This is a genomic window from Candidatus Eisenbacteria bacterium (genome assembly GCA_016867715.1).
In the GTDB taxonomy this organism is placed as follows: Bacteria; Orphanbacterota; Orphanbacteria; order Orphanbacterales; family Orphanbacteraceae; genus VGIW01.
Window position 1 is genome coordinate 1 of record VGIW01000003.1, and the last position, 21,610, is coordinate 21,610.

22 protein-coding genes are annotated in these 21,610 nt (G+C 66.5%); 20 read left to right on the forward strand and 2 right to left on the reverse strand.

Annotation, left to right across the window (positions count from 1 at the left end):
• Positions 1 to 1,012, forward strand: a 1,012-nt coding sequence (locus FJY73_01070) for a DUF4340 domain-containing protein (GenBank protein MBM3319256.1), incomplete at its 5' end; no start/stop codon positions are given.
• Positions 1,013 to 1,093: 81 nt separating this feature from the next.
• Here FJY73_01070 and FJY73_01075 read toward each other — a convergent pair.
• Both FJY73_01075 and FJY73_01080 read right to left on the reverse strand, forming a co-directional pair.
• Positions 1,094 to 1,360 (reverse strand): HU family DNA-binding protein, encoded by a 267-nt coding sequence (locus tag FJY73_01075; protein ID MBM3319257.1) that lies wholly within the window; start codon positions 1,358 to 1,360, stop codon positions 1,094 to 1,096.
• 218 nt (positions 1,361 to 1,578) lie between these two features.
• Positions 1,579 to 2,592, reverse strand: a complete 1,014-nt coding sequence (locus tag FJY73_01080; GenBank protein ID MBM3319258.1) for a tetratricopeptide repeat protein — start codon at positions 2,590 to 2,592, stop codon at positions 1,579 to 1,581.
• 249 nt (positions 2,593 to 2,841) lie between these two features.
• Between FJY73_01080 and FJY73_01085 the strand changes: the two genes are divergently transcribed.
• The 19 genes from FJY73_01085 (at position 2,842) to FJY73_01175 (ending at position 21,598) form a co-directional block, all read left to right on the forward strand.
• Positions 2,842 to 3,795 (forward strand): PorV/PorQ family protein, encoded by a 954-nt coding sequence (locus tag FJY73_01085; GenBank protein MBM3319259.1) that lies wholly within the window; start codon positions 2,842 to 2,844, stop codon positions 3,793 to 3,795.
• Between the two features lie 109 nt (positions 3,796 to 3,904).
• Complete coding sequence (gene purD, locus FJY73_01090) at positions 3,905 to 5,173, forward strand: phosphoribosylamine--glycine ligase (GenBank protein MBM3319260.1); 1,269 nt, start codon at positions 3,905 to 3,907, stop codon at positions 5,171 to 5,173.
• The gene (purE, locus tag FJY73_01095) at positions 5,134 to 5,661 is read left to right on the forward strand and encodes a 5-(carboxyamino)imidazole ribonucleotide mutase (protein ID MBM3319261.1); all 528 of its coding nucleotides are present in this window, start codon (positions 5,134 to 5,136) and stop codon (positions 5,659 to 5,661) included. The genes purD and purE overlap by 40 nt, the downstream gene beginning before the upstream one ends.
• The gene (locus tag FJY73_01100) at positions 5,658 to 6,263 is read left to right on the forward strand and encodes an L-threonylcarbamoyladenylate synthase (protein ID MBM3319262.1); all 606 of its coding nucleotides are present in this window, start codon (positions 5,658 to 5,660) and stop codon (positions 6,261 to 6,263) included. Before purE ends, FJY73_01100 begins: the two co-directional genes overlap by 4 nt.
• Positions 6,264 to 6,618: 355 nt before the next feature.
• Positions 6,619 to 8,019, forward strand: a complete 1,401-nt coding sequence (locus tag FJY73_01105; protein ID MBM3319263.1) for a toll/interleukin-1 receptor domain-containing protein — start codon at positions 6,619 to 6,621, stop codon at positions 8,017 to 8,019.
• A 1,201-nt stretch (positions 8,020 to 9,220) separates the two neighbouring features.
• Entirely contained in the window at positions 9,221 to 9,331 is a 111-nt protein-coding gene (locus FJY73_01110) for a DUF4357 domain-containing protein (GenBank protein ID MBM3319264.1), read from the forward strand.
• Positions 9,332 to 10,172: 841 nt separating this feature from the next.
• Positions 10,173 to 10,706 (forward strand): low molecular weight protein arginine phosphatase, encoded by a 534-nt coding sequence (locus tag FJY73_01115; protein ID MBM3319265.1) that lies wholly within the window; start codon positions 10,173 to 10,175, stop codon positions 10,704 to 10,706.
• Positions 10,707 to 10,787: 81 nt separating this feature from the next.
• Positions 10,788 to 12,500, forward strand: a complete 1,713-nt coding sequence (rpiB, locus tag FJY73_01120) for a ribose 5-phosphate isomerase B (protein ID MBM3319266.1) — start codon at positions 10,788 to 10,790, stop codon at positions 12,498 to 12,500.
• A gap of 21 nt (positions 12,501 to 12,521) precedes the next feature.
• A complete protein-coding gene (nrdR, locus tag FJY73_01125) occupies positions 12,522 to 12,971 on the forward strand; it encodes a transcriptional repressor NrdR (GenBank protein MBM3319267.1) in 450 nt (149 codons plus the stop codon).
• A gap of 48 nt (positions 12,972 to 13,019) precedes the next feature.
• Positions 13,020 to 13,826 carry a twin-arginine translocase subunit TatC gene (gene tatC, locus FJY73_01130; protein MBM3319268.1) on the forward strand — a complete coding sequence of 269 codons (807 nt, stop codon included), beginning with the start codon at positions 13,020 to 13,022 and terminating at the stop codon, positions 13,824 to 13,826.
• Positions 13,823 to 14,641: an inositol monophosphatase gene (locus FJY73_01135; GenBank protein ID MBM3319269.1), complete on the forward strand. Its 819-nt coding sequence runs from the start codon at positions 13,823 to 13,825 to the stop codon at positions 14,639 to 14,641. Before tatC ends, FJY73_01135 begins: the two co-directional genes overlap by 4 nt.
• Complete coding sequence (locus FJY73_01140) at positions 14,617 to 15,909, forward strand: DUF92 domain-containing protein (GenBank protein ID MBM3319270.1); 1,293 nt, start codon at positions 14,617 to 14,619, stop codon at positions 15,907 to 15,909. Before FJY73_01135 ends, FJY73_01140 begins: the two co-directional genes overlap by 25 nt.
• Before the next feature lie 121 nt (positions 15,910 to 16,030).
• On the forward strand, positions 16,031 to 16,315 hold the full coding sequence (locus FJY73_01145) for an integration host factor subunit beta (protein ID MBM3319271.1): 285 nt from the start codon (positions 16,031 to 16,033) through the stop codon (positions 16,313 to 16,315).
• Between the two features lie 36 nt (positions 16,316 to 16,351).
• Positions 16,352 to 17,092, forward strand: coding sequence for a dTMP kinase (gene tmk, locus FJY73_01150; GenBank protein ID MBM3319272.1), 741 nt, complete (start codon positions 16,352 to 16,354; stop codon positions 17,090 to 17,092).
• A complete protein-coding gene (locus tag FJY73_01155) occupies positions 17,089 to 17,340 on the forward strand; it encodes a DNA-directed RNA polymerase subunit omega (protein MBM3319273.1) in 252 nt (83 codons plus the stop codon). The genes tmk and FJY73_01155 overlap by 4 nt, the downstream gene beginning before the upstream one ends.
• Positions 17,337 to 18,281 (forward strand): ROK family protein, encoded by a 945-nt coding sequence (locus tag FJY73_01160; protein MBM3319274.1) that lies wholly within the window; start codon positions 17,337 to 17,339, stop codon positions 18,279 to 18,281. Before FJY73_01155 ends, FJY73_01160 begins: the two co-directional genes overlap by 4 nt.
• 120 nt (positions 18,282 to 18,401) lie before the next feature.
• Entirely contained in the window at positions 18,402 to 18,860 is a 459-nt protein-coding gene (locus FJY73_01165; GenBank protein MBM3319275.1) for a hypothetical protein, read from the forward strand.
• Positions 18,861 to 19,007: 147 nt separating this feature from the next.
• The gene (gene meaB, locus FJY73_01170) at positions 19,008 to 19,979 is read left to right on the forward strand and encodes a methylmalonyl Co-A mutase-associated GTPase MeaB (GenBank protein MBM3319276.1); all 972 of its coding nucleotides are present in this window, start codon (positions 19,008 to 19,010) and stop codon (positions 19,977 to 19,979) included.
• Entirely contained in the window at positions 19,976 to 21,598 is a 1,623-nt protein-coding gene (locus tag FJY73_01175; GenBank protein ID MBM3319277.1) for a methylmalonyl-CoA mutase family protein, read from the forward strand. The genes meaB and FJY73_01175 overlap by 4 nt, the downstream gene beginning before the upstream one ends.
• Positions 21,599 to 21,610 lie beyond the last annotated feature (12 nt).

Consider the following 21,610-nt stretch of genomic DNA (forward strand, 5'->3'; position numbering starts at 1 on the left):
AGATCCGGCCCTCTACGGGCTCGATCCGCCGGCGGGGACGATCGCGGTCGCGAAGGAGACGGCGTCGATCGGCGCGCGGAACCCGACGGCGGACGGGGTCTATGTTCTCCGCCCGCACGCCCGCGCGGTCCTTCTCGCGGACAACGCGCTTCTCCCGGCCGCCACGCTCTCTCTCGACCGCGTGCGCGACCGGGTTCTTCTCCGATTCCCGGTCCGTACGGCGGAAAGGTTGGTCGTTCGCCGAGGGGGCGAGACGAGAACGCTTCGTAGAGAGGTGAGAAACCGCTGGCGGATCGAGGAGCTCGACGTGCGCGCGAACGCGCCCGAGCTCGGCGGTCTTCTCAGTCTCCTTGGCCTCGAAGCGATCCATTCGTTCCAGGATTCGCTCCCCTTTCGGCCCGGGGAGGAGGAACTTTCGTTTCGCGTTGTCTGGGAGGAGGGGGAGGTCTCTCTTCGAATCGGCGCGGTGATCGAGGGGACGTCTCTCGCGGAGTGCGCCGCGAGCGATCGCGAGAACCCTTTCCGAGTTCCGCTTCACGCGGTCGACTCGCTCGTCGTCCGGATCGACCGTCTCGTCGACCGGCGTCTCTTCGCGAGGAGCCCGCTCGAAGCGGATGCAGTCTCCTTCCGCTCGGAGGACGCGTCGTTCGACCTCGCGCGCCGCGAGGAAGGCGGCTGGCTTCTCACGATGGACGGGGAAACCCTTCCCGCCTTCGCGGCGCACGCGCGGGCGTTTCTTCGGAGGCTCGAGTCGATCGAGGCGGCGGGCGCTCTACCGCCCGGCGCGATCGAGCTCCCCGAGCGCGCGGCCTGGCGGATCGCCGCCGGCGCGGAAGCGGCGGAGATCTTCGAGACCCGGGACGGCCTCGTCGCGCGGCGCGAGAAGGAGACGGGGCTTCTCCTTCTCGAACGATCGGTTCGTCCGCTCCTCGACGTGCGCGCCGGGCACCTTCTCGAGCCGAGCGCTCCGCACGGCGCCCGCGAGTCGGACGGCGTCTCCGCCGACCGGTGAGCGCTGCGGACAGAGCTTCACACAAAAAGAAAACCGGCCGCGGCGTGTTCTTCCGCGGCCGGGCGTGATGCGAGGCGAAGCCTACAGCATCGACTTGTATTCCTTCCCCGCCTTGAAGCGCACCGTCTTGCTCGGGGCGATCTTCATCGCCTCTCCGGTGCGCGGGTTCCGGCCCATGCGGCCCTTGCGGCGCGAGATGGCGAATGTTCCGAAGCCGGCGAGCTGGACGGTTCCCTTCTTCGTGTTCTTCTTGATCGTGTCGAAGGTGGCATCCACGACCTCGCGCGCCTGGCGCTGCGAGAGCTTCGTCATCTTCGCGACCTGCTGAACCAGTTCTCCTTTGTTCACGGCTCACCCCCTGGGCGAAAGGTTAGGATTTGGAAACCGACCGTACGTTACGCACCTCGGGGAATGGCTGTCAACAGAAAAACGCGGGAAACCCGCGTCTTCCTGCGCTTTTTTCGACCCCCCGCCTCGGCGGTTCGCCCGGGAGGCGGTGTTCGGGATCGGATGTTTCTGAAATCGGCCCGGGAAGCATCTCTCTCGAGCACGCCGCGGAGCGCCCGCTACTCCCCTCCGGTCTCCTCGCGCACCTTTCTCAAGTATTCCTCGAGCTGCTGCGCCATCTGCGCCGCTTGACCCTTCTGCTTGAACCCGGGATCGGCGGCGGCGGCCTTGTAGTGTTGGATCGCCTTCTCGTCCTGCTCGTCCTGTTGGTAAAGGACAGCGAGCTTGAAGTGCGCCTCGCCGAACTTGGGGTCCTTCTCGATGCACGCGAGGTACTCCTTCTCCGCCGCCGTGAAGTTCCTCGCCTTTGTGTGCGCCTCCCCGAGGTAGTAGTAGACCCATGGGTCGGCCGGGTTCAGCTCCTTCGCCTTCTCGAGATGCTCCACCGCCTTCTTGGGGTCGTTCTTCTGGATGTAGATGGCGCCCAGGCGGCTGCGTCCGGTCGAGAGCCCCTCGGCGTCATCCTCCATGAGAACGTACTTCTCGAGGATCTCGGTCGCTTTCGTGAAGTCTTTGGTCTTCTCGCCGGCGTCGTACTCGTAGAGGCCGAGCCGGAGATACGCGCGCGGGAAGCCGCGCGGATCGGCGGCGACCGTTTTCTCGTAGGCGGCTTTCGCCGGCTGGGTCTGCTTCATCTTGTGGTGCATGTTCCCGAGCGCGAAATGAACGGACGCCTTCCTGGGGTCCAGCTTGAGCGCGGCATCGAGGTGGGGCTTCGCCTCCTCGGGGTTCGGCGTCTTCACGTAGTACTCGCCGATCCCGACGAGCGCGTCGATGTTCTCCGGCTCGTAGGTGAGGACCGTGAGGTACTGCGTCTTGACCGTCTCCCAGTCGGGCGGGTCTTCCATCTCGGCCGCGCGCGCGGCGTTGATGCGAGCCTCCGAGTAGACGTCGTCGGCGGCCACCGCCGCGAGGAACTTCTCTTTCGCCTGCGCGTGCTTTCCCGCCTTGAGGAGCACGAGACCTTCCTCGTTCAGCTGAAAGGCCTCGTCGCTCACCGCGCCGGCGAAGGTCGCGGCGGCGAGGAGCGCGATCGAACCGGCGAGCAAGCGGGGGAATCGATACCGTTTCATGCTTCGCACCTCCCGAATCGAGAAGAAGGATCTTTCGGTCCCCAACGGCGCCGACCGTAGCAAGGTCCCGGAACCTGTGTCAAGCCGCGCTCCCAATCGTCCCGGCGGGCGCGGCGCCGGCCCTTTCGCTCAACGCTGGAACCCCTCCCGCGGAGAGTCGGTTCCGGGGGGCGCGGGCGGTTTGCGGGCGGCCGGAGTTGACGAAGAGCGCGCGGGATGGTATACGGTTCGACGGAAAGGGAGGTCCTCTTGTCGACGCATCGATGGGCCCGCGCCGCCGCGCTTGCTCTTCTCTTTCTCGCGCCGGGGATCGCGCCTGCGGGCGATCAGCTCGGAACGCGGGCGTTCCCCTTTCTTCGGATCGGCGTGGACGCGCGGGCGACCGGCATGGGGGACGCCTACTCGGCGGTCGCCGACGGAGCCGAGGCGGCGGAGTGGAATCCCGCCGGGCTCGCGGTCCCCAACCATCCGACGCTCACGTCCGGCTACCTCAAGTACCTCTCCGACATGCACGCCGGCTCGCTTTCGTTCGCGCAGCCGGTCGGAAGGCGTTTCACTTGGGGTCTCTCGGTCCGCTTCTTCACGGTGGGCGGGATCCCTCGAACGACGGTCGAGAACCCGACCGGCGAGGGCCTCGGCGAGTTCTCCTCCACCGACCTCTGCTTCAAGGCGGCCTTCGCGCTCCGCGTGACGTCGAGGATCGCGCTCGGCATGACCGGCGGGGTCGTGACCGGAACGATCGACGAGGCGACCGCGTACGGGTTCACGTCGGACTATGGCCTGCTCATCCGAGACCTGATCGGGAGGATGCGCGTCGCGGCGGCGGTGAGGAACGCGGGAACGATGAGCGCGGCCTACGTCGGCGAGGTCGATCCTCTCCCCACGGAGATCGTGTTCGGTCTCGCGCATCCCTTCATCGACCGGAAGCTTCTTCTCGCGGGGGAGTCTGCTTGGTCGGTCGATCGCGGGACCGAGTGGCACGTCGGCGCCGAATGGGAGCCGGTGACCGACTTCTTCGTCCGCTCCGGATACCGGACGGAGGGGAGCGATCTTCGCGACGGCGAGCGGGCGTCCGATCTCGCCGGGCTTGCGTTCGGCGTCGGCTTCGGCCGTGTGCGCGAGTACCGCATCGACTACGCCTACGCGTCGATGGGGGACCTCGGCAACACGCACCGTTTCACGTTCGCCTGGATCTTCCGTTAAGCCGAAAGTATCCGTGCGCTCGCGAGCGAGGGCGGGCGGCGACTCGTTCCATAGAAGACCGAGATCCACGGCGGCCGAGAGCGATCTCGTTCCGCGTGGAAGGAGACCCGTGCGCGTTCTCGTGGTCGGTAGCGGCGGCAGGGAGCACGCGCTGATCGACGCGCTCTCCCGTTCGACGGGCGTCACTGACCTTCTCGCCTATCCGGGGCGGGAGGGGTTTTCGCCCCTCGCGCGGCCGGCGTGCGGGGCCGGCCTCTCGCCCGAGGAGATCCTCTCGATCGCGGAGCGCGAGAAGATCGATCTCACGCTCGTGGGACCCGAGGGGCCGCTCGTGGCGGGGGCGGGAGATCTCTTCGCGAGGGCCGGGCGCGGCTTCTTCGGTCCTTCGAGCGGCGCGGCGCGACTCGAGGGGAGCAAGGTCTTCGCGAAGCGCGTGCTTGAGGAGAGCGGCGCACCGACCGCGCGCTCCATGCTCGTCCGCTCTCTCGCCGAGGCGGAGCGCGCCCTCGCGGCGATCGGTCTTCCGGTCGCGGTGAAGGCGGACGGTCTCGCCGCCGGAAAGGGGGTCGTCCTCGCGGCGACCGAAGAGGAAGCCCTCGAAACCGCCCGCCGCTTTCTCGAGGAGAAGGCGCTCGGAAGGGCCGGGGAAACGCTTCTCTTCGAGGAGTTCCTCCGCGGGGAGGAGCTCTCGGTTCTCGCGCTCGTCGAGGGGGAGGCGTTCGCGCTCTTCCCCGCCTCGCGCGACTACAAGAGGATCGGGGACGGCGGGACGGGCGCGAACACCGGGGGGATGGGCGCGATCTCCCCGGTTCCGGGCGTGGACACGGTCCTTCTTCGGACGATCGAGGACGATGTCTTTCGTCCTGTTCTTCGCGCGATGGCGCGCGCGGGGAGTCCGTACCGCGGGATTTTGTACGCGGGTATCATGTTGACGCATGAAGGACCGAAAGTGCTCGAGTTCAACTGCCGTTTCGGCGACCCGGAAACACAGGCGGTTCTTCCGCTCGTGAAGGAGGATCTCCTCCCTCGCCTCGACGCCGCGGCGCGAGGGGCTTGGATCGAGGGTCCGATCGCGGTTTCCGAGGGGGCGGCGGCGTGCGTGGTCCTCGCGGCTCCCGGGTACCCGGACCGCCCGATCACGGGAGGGCGCATCGAGGGGTTGGAGGAGCCGCCTCTTCCCGGCACCCGGCGCTACCACGCCGGGACGGCCCGGAAGGACGGCGCATGGATCACCGCGGGGGGGAGGGTGCTCAACATCGTGGCGCGAGGGGCGAACCTGGACGAAGCGCTCGCGCTCGCCTATCGCGAGGCGGATCGGATCCGCTTCGAGGGGAAACAATGGAGAAGGGACATCGGAAAGCCGGGCGTGCAGGGATAGGGAAGGCGAAGCCCGCGGTCGGCGTGATTCTTGGGAGCGCCTCGGACCGATCGATCGGCGAGGCGGCGGCGGAAATGCTCGACCGGCTCGGGATACCTCACGAGATCGTCGTCGCTTCCGCGCACCGGAATCCTGATGAGGTGCGGCGCTGGGCGCGAAGCGCGGAGAAGCGCGGGATCCGGGTCGTGATCGCGGCGGCGGGGCTCGCGGCGGCTCTTCCGGGCGTGGTCGCGAGCCACACGACGCTTCCGGTCATCGGCGTGCCGGTCGCTGCGGGGCCGCTTCGCGGCATGGACGCGCTCCTCTCGATGGTCCAGCTCCCTTCCGGAGTTCCGGTGGGGACGGTCGCGCTCGGCGAGACCGGCGGAAAGAACGGGGCGCTCCTCGCGGCGCGGATTCTGGCTCTTCACGATCCGGGTCTCCGCGGACGATTGCTTCGCATGCGAACCTCTTCGATGAAGAGCGGCGCGAAGGAGCGCACGCAGTGAGCGCGCGCGAGATCGCGATCGAGGAGGCCTCTTCGGGCGAGGGCCTGGGTCTCGTGCTCGAGACGATTCGAGCGAAGGGGACTCTCGCGTATCCCGCCGAGACGATGTACGGCATCGGGGGGGACGGCCTCGATCGGGAGGTCGCCGCTCGCATCGCCGCGGCGAAAGGGAGCCCGCCGGGGAAGCCGTTTCTACTTCTTCTGGACGATGTCGACAGGTGGCGCCAGGTGGCGGCGTCGCTTCCGCCGAGCGCCGAAGAGGCGGCGAGAAAGCACTGGCCGGGCCCGCTCACCCTTCTTCTTCCGGCGCGGGACGACTGCGCCGCCGCCTACGAGGGGAAGGTCGCAGTGCGCGTGCCGGACCTCGAGGTCGTCCGCGTGTGGGTGCGCGAGGCGGGTCGCCCGCTCTTTTCCACGTCCGCGAACCGCGCGGGCCGCGCCCCCGTGCGTGGGCCGGAGGAGCTCCGCGCTCTCTTCGGCGAGCGTCTCGACCTCCTCGTCACCGGTCCCGTCTTCCCCTCGACCGGTCTCCCCTCCACGATCGTCGATGCCACCGCCGATCCTCCGCGCGTTCTGCGCCGCGGCGCCGCGCCGTTTCCGTAGGGGGATGCGGGAGAGAAGTTCACGGCGTTGCAGGGAGGGGATACAAGCATACGAAAAGAACCGAGAGGGAGGTGTGGCAGTACCTCATGAGGTTTCGGATCGTCAGCATTCCTCCATCACGAAGGCATCCTGTCGTTTCGCGTAGAAAGCTGTAATATGATGGGATTGATGAAGCGGTGCTTGAAGAGCCGGATCGTCGTGCGTGTTTGTGGAGAGCTGTGGGAGTTCTCAAGGTCGGAGCCTGAAGCGCCTATCGTCATCAGCAAGGGAAGACAGACGTCGCCTGCGGTTCGGGACCGGCGTCATGCTCGCTCCACCACCTACCGCCTGCGTGTCCAGCTGCAAGGAGGATGTCATGGCCGGAGATGGAAGTTTTGACGAGGAAGTATTCTTCAGCTACGCGAGCGAGGACCTGCACCACGTTCGCCAACTCGCACGAAGGCTCTGGGACGAGTACCGGATCTCGAGCTTCGTCGCTGACGACGCTCTGAAGGATCTCGCGAGAGGCGACAGATGGGAGCAGACCCTCCTCGAAAAGGTGACGAGGTGCCGGTTCTTCGCGCTCTATGCCTCCCGGTCGGTCATGGCTTCCGCGTGGGTCAATCGAGAGGTACAGCGGTTCTTTGAGGGAGCGTACTCACGGGACAACCGAAGGAAGATGTTTGTTCTCACGAGGACGGCGCAGCCGGGGGCGCATCTTCCGGCGATTCTGCGTGACTTTCTCTGGGACAAAGACGAGGATGAACTCGTCCGGGATATCGTTGCGGAACTTATAAGGTTCCTTAGTGCAGAAAAGACATCGGCTCGCGATGAGCGCGACAAGCTGGCTTCCCAGTTGGAGGCGGAGTGCGAATCAGCCGCCAAGAAAGTCCGGGAGGCGTTCGGGCACTACGGGCAAACGAGATTCTGGAAGCCCTTTTCCCGTCACGGTCACCTGCACATCTTCACGTGCGGCCGTGATGTGCCCCCGGAGAAACACAGGGGTTCCGGAGGACGTACCAACATCGATCGCTGGGACTACCAGACGGTGCTTCAGATCACACACTTCTTCGCCGAGAACTTCCCAGGCACGAAGGTCACAATCGAGGATCCGGTGGCCAAGCTTGCTGCGGAGGACTTGACGGGAGCGAGATTGGGACACCGCGTCGCCGGCCTCATGCGGCAGCTGGAAGACAAAGACTGCGTGGTTATCGGTTCGCCGGATGTCAGCGATTTCGCCGAGATCGTCTTGGCTGAACTGCACGGGACGCAGTCGTTTGCCGAAGGCACGGACAAGTTGGGGAGGAGGGGGCGGGAAAAGCGAAGAGGTTTCGCCCTTATTAAAGCGGAGATGAAGGCACCGAGTTCGACCTACTGGCTCAAGACCGAAGATGAAGAGGTCGGCGTGAAGTGGATCGAAACCGACAAGCAGTTCAGCGTGATAGAAGAGGACGGTCTCGGCACGACCTATGGAGTCCTGGTCGTGTGCGACAATCCCTTTGTCCGGGCATCAAGGGAACACAAGGTGATCATCTTTTCGGGCTTTTCGGGTGTCGCAACGTATGGCATGTCTTGGTTGCTGACATCAATCGACGCCCTTAGTGAATTCTTCAAGATCGACCAACGATTCGGCTCGCTCGACACCGATTTCGAAGCCCTCGTTGAAGTGCAGTATGCTTACGAGCTTGAGGGGAGGGCCGCGGGTGATCGTCGCAGGCTGATTGCGACGGAGCCGGTAAGGGTCGAAGCAATGGTGGAGATTCCGCGGCTCGTGTGATCTGACAAACGTGAAGGGTGGCGGGCGGGTGTTCGACCGAGAGGCAGCGGGGCCGCGAGAGCCGATGAGTCTCCGCGCTCTGGCCAGGGTGGTCCGAGAAGGCGATCTCGAGAACGGGCTTGGCGTTAGCGTCCGGATCATTCGGTGATGTATTAAGCATTCTTCCTTTTTGTGGCGCGGACATGCAGTCTATGACCGCGTCGCATCGATGCCTTCGCGTCGGGAAGGAGGTCATTGCATCACCGCGGCATACCGCGCCTTGGTGGCTCAGATGGCGAGGGGAGGGTGAGCGTGCGTCTCGTCGGACGCGGCAGCTGCGCACGAGCTGTCGGCGAGCCGCGGTCTTTCGGTCTCCGAGAAGATGCTAGGATGAAACCATGATCGGTAAGGTCGTCCAAAGGCACGTGCTGGGTGATCCTGCCGCCGCGCGGCGAGATCTGGTGTATTGGGTGGGGCGATCGCCCGCGGAGCGCCTGGCGGCCGTCGAGATGCTCAGGCGATGGGTCCGTGGATGTTCAGCCAGACTTCAGAGAACTGATCGAGTTGTTCAACAGACACTGGATTGAGTATTTGGTTGTGGGCCGGGTCCAGGGTTTGTGGAAGCTATGGCGAACGTCCCTGTGCACTTCATTGGGCGGGATATGTTGATCGCGAACAAGCGCGCGGTCGGCAGGAGGAATGACCATGCAGACATCGAGGCTCTTGGCGAGGAGTGGCGCGTCAGCGCGGACCTCGCTGCGGCAGTCGAGCGCGCCCCTGGAACCTCTCTTCGGGAACACGTTGGTAGTGTTTCTTGCGCGATGCGGCTGCTGAGCGGCAGCAGCAAGTGGAGTGAGAGATGTTGAGCGCAACCATCAAGCTTTTTCTCGTACACGGTGACGCAAAGCGCATGCGCGCTGCTGAGCTCGTGAACTGGATCGGCAAAGCGGTGGCCGGGCCGCGGAGCGAGTTAGCCTGGACTATGCACGCGTTTCCTACTGCGGCCGCGGATCTCCCTTCGCGCTTCCGCGCTCCGGGAGCTTCCTCGGCGACCGGTCCCTCCGGGACGGGTGCCCGCCTCGGTCGCGCGAGAAGACGCCTACGAGGCCTCCCTTCCGTCGCCGCTTCCTCAACGTAGTGCCGAGACTACGTTTCCGGGAGCGGCTCGTCCAGGTCGGCCTCTCGGGCCCTAGCTCCGCATCCTCGCGACGAAAACGCGTGCATAGTCGAGGCTAGCGCTGCCGCGACCGTGATTCACGGCGGCTCTGCCAATGGACTCGTTGCTTGGAAAACGAAAGACGGGAAGACCCTGAAGGAACTCGAGGCGGGATAACTAATGGACGAGTGGCCAGGGCTGCGCGCCGCTTCTGAAGCAGAGCAGTGGGCCCGCCACCTCGCGGTGGCACCACGGGCAGCCGTTGGAGGCGAACCGTGAACCCGAAGTTTGCGAGAACCGTGGAATGCTTGGAACTGAGCTTTCAGAAACTCATGCAGCAGACACCGGTTCGTCCGGACACACTGCCTTCCGCCTTGCCGAGGCGGGGGATGTACTTGTTTTCCGACGGCGGGAGTGATCTGTACGTTGGGCGCACGAACAACTTGAAGGGTCGCATTCAGAGCCAGTGCCGCAGAAGCAGTAGTCACAATCAGGCCACCTTGGCCTTCCGAATCGCTCGGAAAGAAACGGGACGCACTCAGGCCTCATACACGACTTCTGGGTCTCGAGACGATCTCGAGAGTGACCCCGGGTTTGGCCCTGTCTTCAGTAGGGCGAAAGACCGAATCAGGAAGATGGACTTGCGATTCGTAGAGGAAGAGGGCCCCACCCGGCAGGCTCTTCTCGAGATCTGTGTGGCGACGGTTTTGGAGACACCCTACAACGATTTCGAAAACCACTGAGGGGGCAAATGCTGCCCAACAAGCCGCATCCGGACTCCTCCGGCAAGCGAAAAGTCTATCCGTCAGGGCGCCGGGGTTGCACTACGGCCGTAACTCAGACCCCTTGGAGCATACTCTCCGTACCGGGAGCCGCGACCGGTGAGGAGCTACGAATCGATCACTATCTGACCGCCCGGCACCGAGCCCCGGCGCGTAATCTCGACAGAGGTCCCCGGGTCGAGCGAGCCCCGTCCCTTCCTTGACGAACCCCTCTCCATCCGATAGGCTCGGCGATCGTGGGTGAGACCGGCGAGAAGAGGCGCGTCCTTTTTGTTTGCACCGGCAACATGTGCCGGAGCCCTCTGGCGGAGGGGATCTTTCGGGGCCTTCTCCCCCCGGAGCAGGCCGGCCGCATTGAGGTTCTCTCCGCGGGGACGAACACGATCGACGGGGAGAGGCCGACCGACCTCGCGGAGGAGGTCGCGTCGGAGAACGGGATCGACATCGGCGGCATCCGCTCGCGCCGGTTGACGACCGCGCTCGTCCGCGCGAGCGATCTCATCGTGGTCATGACGCGCGCTCATCGCGCGAGCGTTCTCTCCCTCGCGCCCGAGGCGGACACGAAGATCCTTCTCCTTCGGGATCTCCTTCCCCCTTCGAATCCCCGCGCGGGGAAGGACCTCCCCGATCCGATCGGCGGCCCGATGGAGGCGTACCGAGAGACGGTTCGCGGCATCCGCGAGGCGCTCGCGAAGGGGTGGCTGGCGATTGAGCGGCGTCTCTTTGGGAAGGAAACGGCCGAACGGGATTCGACGTCGGCGGGGACTTGAAGAGGGTCGTCTCGGGGATCGGCCGAGGCGGCGAGAAGGAACGGAACGGTCGGCTCGCCGAGCCGACGGCTGGGTGACGGGATGAAGATCGCGGTTGCGAGTGATCACGCCGGATTCGAGCGAAAGAAGAAAATCATTTCGTGGCTCAAGGAACTCGGACAGGACCCGGCCGATCTCGGCCCTCCGAACGCGGAGCCGTGCGACTATCCGAAGTACGCCTACGCCGTCGCGCGGAGCATCCGCGAGGGATCGGCGGAACGGGGCGTCCTCGTCTGCGGAAGCGGGATCGGCATGTCGATGGCGGCGAACCGCCTGACGGGGGTGCGCGCCGCGCTCTGCTCGGACCGGGAGGCGGCGCGTCTTTCGCGCGCGCACAACGACGCGAACGTCCTCGTCCTCTCCGGGCGCGCGATGGACGACGGCGAGGCGCGCGCCGCGCTTGAGACGTGGATCGCCGAGCCGTTCGAGGGGGGACGCCACGAGGCGCGCGTGCGCGGGATCGATCTCCCCTCCTACGGGGGAACCGAGGAGCCGGCCCCGCCGGGGGGCGGACGGCTTTCGTATCTTTTCCAGACCGATCCCGAGATCGCGGAGGCGATCCTCGGCGAGAGGCGTCGGCAGGAGACGAAGCTCGAGCTGATCGCGTCGGAGAACTTCGCGAGCGAGGCGGTTCTCGAGGCGCTCGCGACCCCGATGAACAACAAGTACGCCGAAGGGTACCCGGGGAAGCGTTACTACGGCGGCTGCGAGTTCGTGGACGTCGCCGAGCAGCTCGCGATCGACCGCTTGAAAATGATCTTCGGCGCGGATCACGCGAACGTGCAGCCCCATTCGGGCGCGTCGGCGAACATCGCCGCCTACTTCTCGCTCCTCGAGCACGGCGACACGATCCTCGGCATGAACCTCTCGCACGGTGGGCACCTCACGCACGGCCATCCGGTGAACTTCTCCGGGCGCTTCTTCAAGGTTGCCCAGTACGGCGTGAGCCGGGAGACCGAGACGCTCGACTACGACGAGATCCGCAAGGTCGCGCGGGAAGCGAAGCCGCGCATGATCGTGAGCGGGTACTCCGCCTACCCGCGCACGATCGACTTCGCCGCCTTTCGATCGATCGCGGACGAGGTCGGTGCGTACCTCATGGTCGACATCGCGCACATCGCCGGCCTCATTGCGGCGGGTCTCCATCCGAACCCGGTCCCGCACGCGGACATCGTAACGAGCACGACCCACAAGACCCTCCGGGGCCCGCGCGGCGGCTTCATCCTGTGCAAGAAGGAGCATCAGGAGGCGGTCGACAAGACGACCTTCCCGGGCATGCAAGGGGGGCCGCTCGAGCACTGCATCGCCGCCAAGGCGGTTTGCTTCCGCGAGGCGATGACGCCCGCCTTCCGCGAGTACCAGGGGCGGGTCGTCCGGAACGCCCGCGCGCTCGCCGCGGCGCTCGAGGCGAAGGGCTTCCGCCTCGTCTCGGGGGGGACGGACAATCACCTCATGCTCGTGAATTTGACCGACAAAGGATTGTCGGGGAAGAAGTCGGAGAAGGCGCTCGACCAGGCGGGGATCACGGTGAACAAGAACACGGTTCCCTTCGACGAGCGGTCGCCCTTCGTCACGAGCGGGATCAGGATCGGGACTCCGGCGGTGACGACTCGCGGGATGGGGACGCGGGAGATGGAGCGCGTGGCGGAGCTCATCGGGCGCGTCCTCGCCGACCCGGCGAACGAGGGGAACCTCGAGGAAGTGCGGAAGGACGTCGAGGCTCTCTGCCGTCTGTTCCCGCTCTACCGCGGCTAGGCCGCGACAGGAGGGGCCGCCGTGCGCTGTCCTTCGTGCGGAAAGGATCGCGACAAGGTCGTTGATTCCCGGAGCGTGCGCGCCGGGAGGGCGGTGCGGCGGCGGCGGCATTGCACGGAGTGCGGGCATCGCTTCACGACGTACGAGTACGTCGACACCGCGGTGTTCGTCGTCGTCAAGAAGGACGGGAGGCGCGAGCCGTACAACCGGGAGAAGCTCGTCAGCGGGATCCTCACCGCGTGCGAGAAGCGGCCGGTCTCCCGCGACGCGATCGACGCCCTCGTGGATCGGGTCGAGACGGCGATCGGGGAACAGGGAGAGCGCGAGGTCCGGAGCCAGACGATCGGCGAGGCGGTGATGAAGGAGCTCCGCAAGCTGGACGAGGTCGCGTACGTTCGTTTTGCCTCGGTGTATCGACGCTTCAAGGATGTGGGCGAGTTCCTGGACGAAGTCCGCTCGCTCCTTGACTGATCGATGTCCGCGAGGCGAAGACCGGCCGGCCGCTCCGATCGCAAGGAGATGCCCTTCCTCGAACACCTCGAGGAGCTCCGCGGGGTTCTCCTCCAATCCGCAGCCCTCGTCGCCCTCTTCGCGTGCGGCGGATGGTTCCTTTCGAGCGAGGGGCTCGACCTCCTCATCCGTCCGGTCGGATCGCTCGTCTTTCTAGGCCCGACCGAGGCGTTCACCCTCCGCCTCAAGATCGCCCTTCTCCTCGGCTTCCTCGCCTCGCTCCCCTTCGTTCTCTACAAGGTGTGGAGCTTCGTGGCGCCCGGTCTCTTCGAGCGTGAGAGACGCTTCGTCGTTCTCGTCGTCGGAGCCTCGACGGTTCTCTTCCTCGCGGGGGCCGCCTTCGGCCTCTTTGTGCTCGTGCCGATCGCGGTCGCCTTCCTCCTCGGCTTCGGCACGGAGAGCCTCCGCCCGATGATCGCGGCGGGGAACTACTTCGCGTTCGTGACGAAGCTTCTTCTTGCGTTCGGGGTCGTCTTCCAGCTCCCGCTCGCGGTCACGCTCCTCACACACGTCGGCCTGCTCCAGCCGGAGTGGCTTCTCCGGAAGTGGCGCTACGCGATCGTCGTGATCGCGGTGGTGTCGGCGGTCCTCACGCCCCCCGACGTCGCCTCGCAGATCCTGATGGGTGTCCCAGTCCTCGCGCTCTACTTCCTCTCGATCCTCATCTCGTTCGCCGTCCGAAAGAAACGACGGGAAGAGAACGAACGCGATCGGGAGAGCGAGGAGGGCGAGGGAGGCGAGGAAACCGGCGGAGAGAACGGAGACGAAATCGAAGAAGAAACCGAACGGGTGAGGCGAACGGAGGATCCGGAGTGAGAGGAGAAACGGCTCGGTTTGCGGAGAGCGCGGCGCGCGAGGCGGGTGCGCTTCTCCTTCGGCGCTTCCGCGGCGCCGGAGGGGATCGCGTGCGCTTCAAGGGTGCGAAGGACCTCGTGACCGAAGCGGACGAAGAAGCGGAGCGCCTGCTCCGAGCGCGGATCGGGAGTAGGTTTCCATCCGACCGGATCGTGGCCGAAGAAGGAGGGGGACGGGCCGAAGGGGCCGAGGCGGTCTGGTACGTCGACCCGCTCGACGGAACGACGAACTTCGTCCATCGCTTCCCTCTCTTCTCCGTGTCGGTCGCGCGCGAGGAGCGGGGAGAGCTCGCGGTCGGGGTCGTGCACGTTCCCGTGCTCGAGGAGACGTTCGTCGCGGAGAAGGGAGGCGGCGCATTCTTGAACGGTGAACGAATCCGCGTGAGCGGCGTGCGGGAGCCAATCGAGGCGCTCGTCGCCACCGGCTTCGCCTGCGTCCGCTCGAACCGGATTCCGAACGGCGTGCCGGTGTTCGATCGGGTGGTTCACGAGGTTCAAGGCGTGCGGAGGGGGGGCTCGGCGGCGATCGATCTCGCGTACACCGCGGCGGGGCGCTTCGACGGGTTCTGGGAGATGAACCTGAACGCGTGGGACATCGCCGCCGGGATCCTTCTCGTCCGCGAGGCGGGAGGGGTGGTGACCGATTTCCTCGGGGGGAACGAGATGGTCCGCCGGAAGGAGCTCGTGGCGGGGAACCGGGCGGTCCACGCGTACCTGATCGACCGGATCGCGCGCACTGCAGAGGAGGAAGGTTGGGATCTTCGGGCGGGGGACTAGGGGAAGGTCGGAGGAAGCTGGCGCACGCCGGCGTTCTCGTCGCGGTCCCCATCTTCCGGCTTCTTCCTGTCGACGTGCTCCTTCCGCTCTCCGCCGCCGCCCTCGGGGCGGTGTGGGCGCTGGGACCGTTTCTTCTTTCCCGGCTCGCCCGTCCGGGGGAAGGATGGGTCCGATTCTCCCTCGCGGTCTCCTCGTTTCCGCTCGCGGCGGGGCTTCTCCTCGCCGCGTTTCCCGAGAGGCCCGGAGTGGCCGCGTCGGCCGTCGCCCTTCTCGCGGCAGGGGACGCGGCGGCGAACACCGCGGGGAGGCAAATCGGCGGGCCTCGCCTCCCTTGGAACGCCCGGAAGACGGCCGTGGGGAGCGCGGCGTTTCTTGTCGCCGGCCTCGCGGCGGCAGGTCTCTCCTTTGCCCTCGTCGATGCGACCCCGATCGGGCGGGCGGTTCCCCTTCTCCTCGCCCCCGTCCTTCTCGGCGCGGCGATCGAGAGCCTTCCCACCCGGATCGGGGACAACCTGCCGGTCGCCCTCTTCCCCGGTGTGCTTCTCGGGCATCTCGCGGGCGGTACCGAGATCCCGTGGGACGTCGCGCCGTCGCGGCTCCCCGCGGGGCTGCTCGTGTTCGTTCTTCTCGCCCTTCTCGGGCTCCGGACCCGTTCCCTCGACCGATCGGGGGCGGCGGCCGGCATCCTCCTCGGATCGCTCATCTTCACCGCAGCAGGCCCTCCGGCATGCGCTCTTCTCGTCCTCTTCGTCCTCCTCGGAACTCTCTCCTCTCGGATCGCCAAGCGGGCGCACGCCCCGCGGGGAGCGCGGCATGCGATCGCGAACCTCGGGATCCCGGCCTTTCTCGCCGTTCTTCTGTGGATGGGAGGAGGGGCGGCGGTCCGGACCGCGTACGCGGCGGCTCTCGCGGCCGCCCTCGCCGACACGCTCTCCGGGGAAATCGGCATGCTCTCCCCCGTTCCCCCGCGCCTCATCCTCGGCTTTCGAGAGGTTCCTCCCGGGACGGACGGGGGGGTGACGGTTCTCGGCACGCTCTCCGGCGCGGTCGGTTCAGCCCTTCTCGCCGCGCTGGGTCTCGGGCTCGGCTTCCTCGGAGGGAGAGAGGCGGCGGTCGCAGCGCTCGCGGGCTTCGCGGGGACGCTCGTCGACAGCCTCCTCGGCGCCTCGGCCGAGAGGGCGGGCCTCATCGGGAACGAGGAGGTGAACTTCCTCTCGATCCTCGGGGCCGCCCTCCTCGGGGGCCTTGTCGTCTCCTTCGGGGCGTAGGCGGAACCGATTGAAAAATCAGTAGGTTTGGCTTGACAGGTTTCGCCGGATTTGCTTGAATGACCAAGGGACTCTTCTTCGCCCCCTTCTCGCGGGGCACCGAGAAAGGAGGCCGCCGGTCATGACGAAAGCGGACCTTGTGGAGCAGATCGCGACGAGCACGGGATTGACGAAGAAGGACACGGCCGAGGCGGTCGACGAGTTCCTCGGCGCGATCAAGAAGGCTCTCCGGGAGGGGGAGCATATCGAGATTCGCGGGTTCGGAACGTTCAAGGTCAAGGAGCGAAAGGCGCGAACCGCGCGCAATCCTCGGACGGGCGATCCGGTTCCTCTCCCTTCGCGGCGGGTTCCGGTGTTCAAGGTCTCGAAGGAGCTGAAGGCCCGCATCAATCAGGGGCGGGAGTAGTCCGGGCGATCCCTGCTTCTCGCGGATGGGACGAAGATGGGGCTCTTCATCGCGTTCGAGGGGCTCGACGGCGCGGGAACGACCACGCAGGCGACGCTTCTCGCCGATCGCCTCGAGGCCGAGGGCGTTCCCGTCCATCTGACGAAGGAGCCTTCCGAGGGACCGGTCGGGAACCTGATCTCGCTCGTGCTCCGCAGGCGGCTCGTCTCGCCGACTGCGGGGAGGCCTCTCGATCCGTTTCCCGACGATCTCCTAGCGCTTCTCTTCGCCGCCGACCGGATCGATCATCTTCACGCCGAGATCCTCCCGAAGCTTCGGGAGGGGATCACCGTTGTGACCGACCGCTACATCCTGTCGTCCTATGCGTACCAGTCGCTCGGCTGCGACCTGAAGTGGATCCGCGAGGTGAACGCGCATGCGGTGATGCCCGATCTCACGTTCCTCATCGATGTTCCGGCGCCCGTGTGTCTGCGCCGCATCGAGAAGGGCCGGTGGGAAACCGAGCTCTTCGAGGGGCTGGACAAGCTGGTCGTCGTGCGCAAGAACTACCTCCGCATCGCCGCGAGCCCGATCGGCGAGTCGATGAACGTGGTTCTTCTCGACGGCGAGAAGGAGGTCCGCGCCCTCCAGAAGGAGATCTGGGAACGGCTGCGCTCTTCCGTGCAACCGGGGGCGAAGGAAGGGGTTGAAGGGGAAGGCGACGATTCGCAGCTCGGCCTGAATCTCTGCCCGGCGGACGAACCGGGCCCCGCGACGGGAGGGGAAGAAGAGCGATGAAGAGGGATCCTTCGGCCTCCTCTTTTGTGATACCGACCTCGAGCGACGCCGGCAACGTGTACGAGCTGGTCGTCGTGGCGGCTCTTCGCGCGCGCCAGCTCAACCGGTTCCCCCAGCTTCGCGATCGGGACGCGACGGGAACGATTGTCGATCAGGCGGTCCGCGAGGCGGCGACCAAGAAGCTCGCCTATGCGATCGCGGAGCGGGAGGAGGTTCCGGCCCAGGTGTCGCGCCCGATTGAAGGATGAACCGTTCGACTGTGGGTTATCGATACGTAATTGGAGTGGATCTCGGCGCGACGACGGTTCGCGCCGCCCTGTTTTCGGTCGAGGGGCGGATCGGAAACCGCCTCGAGACCCGGTTCGCGCCGAGCGGGAGCGGCGAGGAGGACCGTGCGGCCTTCTTCCGCGTTCTCGAGGATCTTCTCGCCGGCGAAAAGCGCTCCGGCCTTCTCGCGGTCGGGATCGGCTCGTTCGGGCCGCTCGACCGGGAGAGGACGCGCATCGAGGAAGCGCCGAACCGACCGAGCTGGAAGCACTATCCCCTCCGCGAGGCGGTGGAAGAGAGGCTCGCCGCTCCGGTGATCGTCGAGAACGACGCGAACGCGGCGACGTTCGGCGAGTTTCGTCGCGGAGCCGGGAAGGGAGCGGAGAGCCTTCTCGGGCTCACGGTCGGCACCGGGATCGGAGGGGGCTTCGTGAGCGAGGGGAAGATCCTCGTGGGCGCATGGGGGAACGCGGGGGAGTTCGGGCACATGTACGTCGGGGGCGAGGGAGTTCGATGCCGGTGCGGGGCCCTCGATTGCCTCGAGACCTACGCGTCCGCCGAGGGGATCAAGCGCGCGTACCGCTCGCGCGCGGCGGGCGATCCGTCGCTCTCTTGCCACGGCATCTTCCATCTCGCCAGAAGCGGGGACCGGATCGCGGTCGAGACGATCGAGACGGCGGCGCGCCTCCTCGGGCGCGCGATCGCCTCGCTTCAAAAAGCGTTCGACCCGGAGCGGATCGTGATCGGAGGAGGGCTCTCGCGGGAGCGAGACCTTCTCGTCGAGCCGGCGATCCGGGAAGCGCGCGAGCAGGTCTTTCCTGCCCAGAGGGAGCGTTTCCAGGCGTTCCCAGCTGCCCTCGGACCCGACGCGGGCCTCGTCGGCGCGGCCGAGCTTGCGCTCGAAATCGCCGAGAACCGCTGAGTCTTCTCGCGCCTTCCCATCCTCAATGTACGGTTCTTCCGGCCGATTCTTGGGTCGGAGGGTCTTCCCGTGCGCCCTGCGACACCCCATGTAAGAATCCTGGAGGATAGATTTCCCCACTTGGTCGTCAAGGACGAGGAGGGGGGACGGTCGTTCCGTTCCGCCGGAGGGGCGGAGATCTTCCGCCTCGAAGCGGACGGCCGGCGTCTCCGTCTCCCCGTTTCGCGCAAAGTCCTCGACGATCTCTTTGGAGGGCTCCCGTTCCCGGTGGAGTCCTCCGACCGCGCCTCGGTGGTGCCGCTTGCGGATGTCGGGGAACCCGAGCTGATCTTCGCGTTGATCGAAGCGCTCGAAGAGCAGGCGGGCGCTTCGCCCGGTCATGACGAACCGAAAGCCGCCGCGCCCGCTCGCCGTATCGCGCCGGAGGCGCCCTCGCGGATCCCGACGCGCCTCTTGCGAATCGCTCTCGCCGGGATCGCCCTTCTTCTCGCGCTCTTCCTCGGGTTCTCGTGGAAGCTCGCGCAGAAGAGCCTCGACCAAGACCGCGAGCAGTGGATCGAAACGCTCCTCCGCCGCTGACGAACCGCGCCGGTCGGTCGGCCCGCGCCGGTTGACACGTCTCCGCGCTTCTCCTATTCTCATCCATAGATCGGGCGTGTTTCGGTGCTTGTCGCTCGGGCGGAAGCGCCGCTTTCACCGAGAGTCCCTCCAACCCCGGGTGCTTTCTTGCGGTCGAACGGCGGAGACCTCGCTCGCAGGATTCTCGAGGGGGATCGGATCTCCCTCGCCCGCGCGATTTCCCTGGTCGAGAACGAGAGCGACGGAGCGGGGGCCCTTCTCGACGCGCTCTACCCGCGAACGGGTGCCGCGTATCGCCTGGGCGTGACCGGTCCGCCCGGTGCGGGGAAGAGCACGCTCGTCGGGCGCCTCGCGCGCGCCTACTGGGAAGCGGGAAAGCGCGTGGGCGTCGTCGCGGTCGACCCGTCGAGTCCGTTCACGCACGGGGCGCTCCTCGGCGACCGCATCCGCTTCCAAGATCTCCCGAATGATCCGCGCCTCTTCGTGCGAAGCATGGCCTCGCGCGGAAGCCCGGGCGGCCTCGCGTTCCGGACCGGAGAGGCGTGCGACCTTCTCGACGCGTTCGGCATGGAGATCGTTCTTGTCGAAACGGTCGGCGTCGGCCAATCGGAGCTCGACGTCGCCCGCGCCGTTCACACGACGGTGGTTGTGCTCGTCCCGGAGTCGGGAGACGAGGTCCAGGCGATGAAGGCCGGCCTCATGGAGATCGGCCATGTCTTCGCCGTGAACAAGGCGGACCGCGAGGGGGCGGCGCGGATCACTCGAAACCTCAAGGATATGCTTCTCCTGCGCAGGCCGGCGCCAGACTCGTGGGTCCCTCCCGTGCAGCCGGTCTCCGCCCTTCGCGGCGATCATCTCGACGAGCTTCTCGATGCGATCGGGAAGCATCGGCGCCATCTCGAGGAGGCCGGCGCGCTCGGCCGCCTCAAGCGAGAGCGCGCGGAGCAGAGGATCCGCGAGATCGTGGAGTCGGAGCTCGCCTCGACGTTTTGGATGCGCGAGGGGATCCCGGCGCGGCTCAAGGACGCGCTCGCGCGTATCGAGGAAGGCCGCTCCTCCCCGTATCGGGAAGCGGCCGACCTTCTGCATGGTGCCGGGAAGGAGAAGGAGACCCGATGACCGGTCATCCGAAAAGGAAGCGGGGGGCGGGAGACGAAGATGGGTTTCGCACGCTCTCCGGGCTTCCCGTGAAGCCGCTCTACCGCCCCGAGGATCTTGCCGGGTTCGATCCGGCGCGCGATCTCGGCCGGCCGGGGGAGTGGCCGTTCACGAGGGGCGTGCACGCGGACATGTATCGCGGGCGCCTCTGGACGATGCGGCAGTTCGCGGGGTTCGGCACCGCCGCGGACACGAACCGACGCTTCCTCTATCTCCTCGAAAAGGGGCAGACCGGGCTCTCGACCGCGTTCGACATGCCGACGCTGATGGGCCACGACTCGGACGGCCCCCTCTCTCTCGGAGAGGTCGGGCGGGAGGGGGTCGCGATCGACACGATCGAGGACATGGAGACGCTCTTTCGCGATATCCCCCTCGAGCGCGTCTCGACCTCGATGACGATCAACGGCCCCGCCGCGATGATTCTCGCTCTCTACATCGTCGCCGCGGAGAGGCAGGGGGTGCCGCCGCACAAGCTCCGAGGCACGCTCCAGAACGACATCCTCAAGGAGTACATCGCGCAGAAGGAGTGGATCTATCCGCCGAGGCCCTCGCTCCGGATCATCACCGACATGCTCGCTTACTGCACGCGGGAGATGCCGCTCTGGAACACGATCTCGATCAGCGGCTATCACATCCGCGAGGCGGGCTCGACCGCGGTGCAGGAGCTCGCCTTCACGCTCGCCGACGGGTTCACGTACGTCGAGGCGGGGATCGAGGCGGGGCTCGACGTGGACGCGTTCGCGCCGCGCCTCTCGTTCTTTTTCAACGCGCATAACGATTTCTTCGAGGAGATCGCGAAGTACCGCGCGGCGCGGCGGATCTGGGCGCGCAGCATGCGCGAGAAGTACGGTGCGAAGAACCCGCGAAGCTGGATGCTCCGCTTCCACACGCAGACGGCCGGCTGCTCGCTCACGGCGCAACAGCCGGAGAACAACATCGTGCGCGTCGCGTATCAAGCGCTCGCGGCGGTGCTCGGGGGAACGCAGTCGCTTCACACGAACTCGATGGACGAGGCGCTCGCGCTCCCGACCGAGAAGGCGGTGCGGATCGCGCTCCGCACGCAGCAGATCCTCGCGCACGAGACAGGGGTCGCCTCGGTCGTGGATCCTCTGGGGGGCTCCTATTTCGTGGAGGAACTCACGAACCGGATGGAGCGGGAGGCGGGGCGGATCTTCGCCGAGATCGAGGAGAGGGGAGGGGTGGTCGCCGGGATCGAGGAGGGCTTCTTCCAGCGCGAGATCGCCGAGGCGGCGTGGCGATACCAGAAGGACATGGAGAGCGGCGCGAGCGTGATCGTCGGCGTGAACGAACACGCGGACGGGGAGGAGGAGCTCCCGCCGATTCTGGAGATCGATCCGGCGGTGGAGAAGGAGCAGGTGGAGCGCCTCGCAAGGTTTCGCGACAAGCGCGAAAAGGCCGCGGCGGAGCGGGCGATCGCGAGATTGCGCGCGGCCGGGGAGTCGGGGGAGAACCTCATGCCGGTTCTTCTCGATGCGGTCCGAGCCGGCGCGACCCTCGGGGAGATGTGCGACGCGCTCCGCGGCGTCTTCGGCGAGTACCGGGAACCCGCGGTCTTCTAGCGTACCTGATAC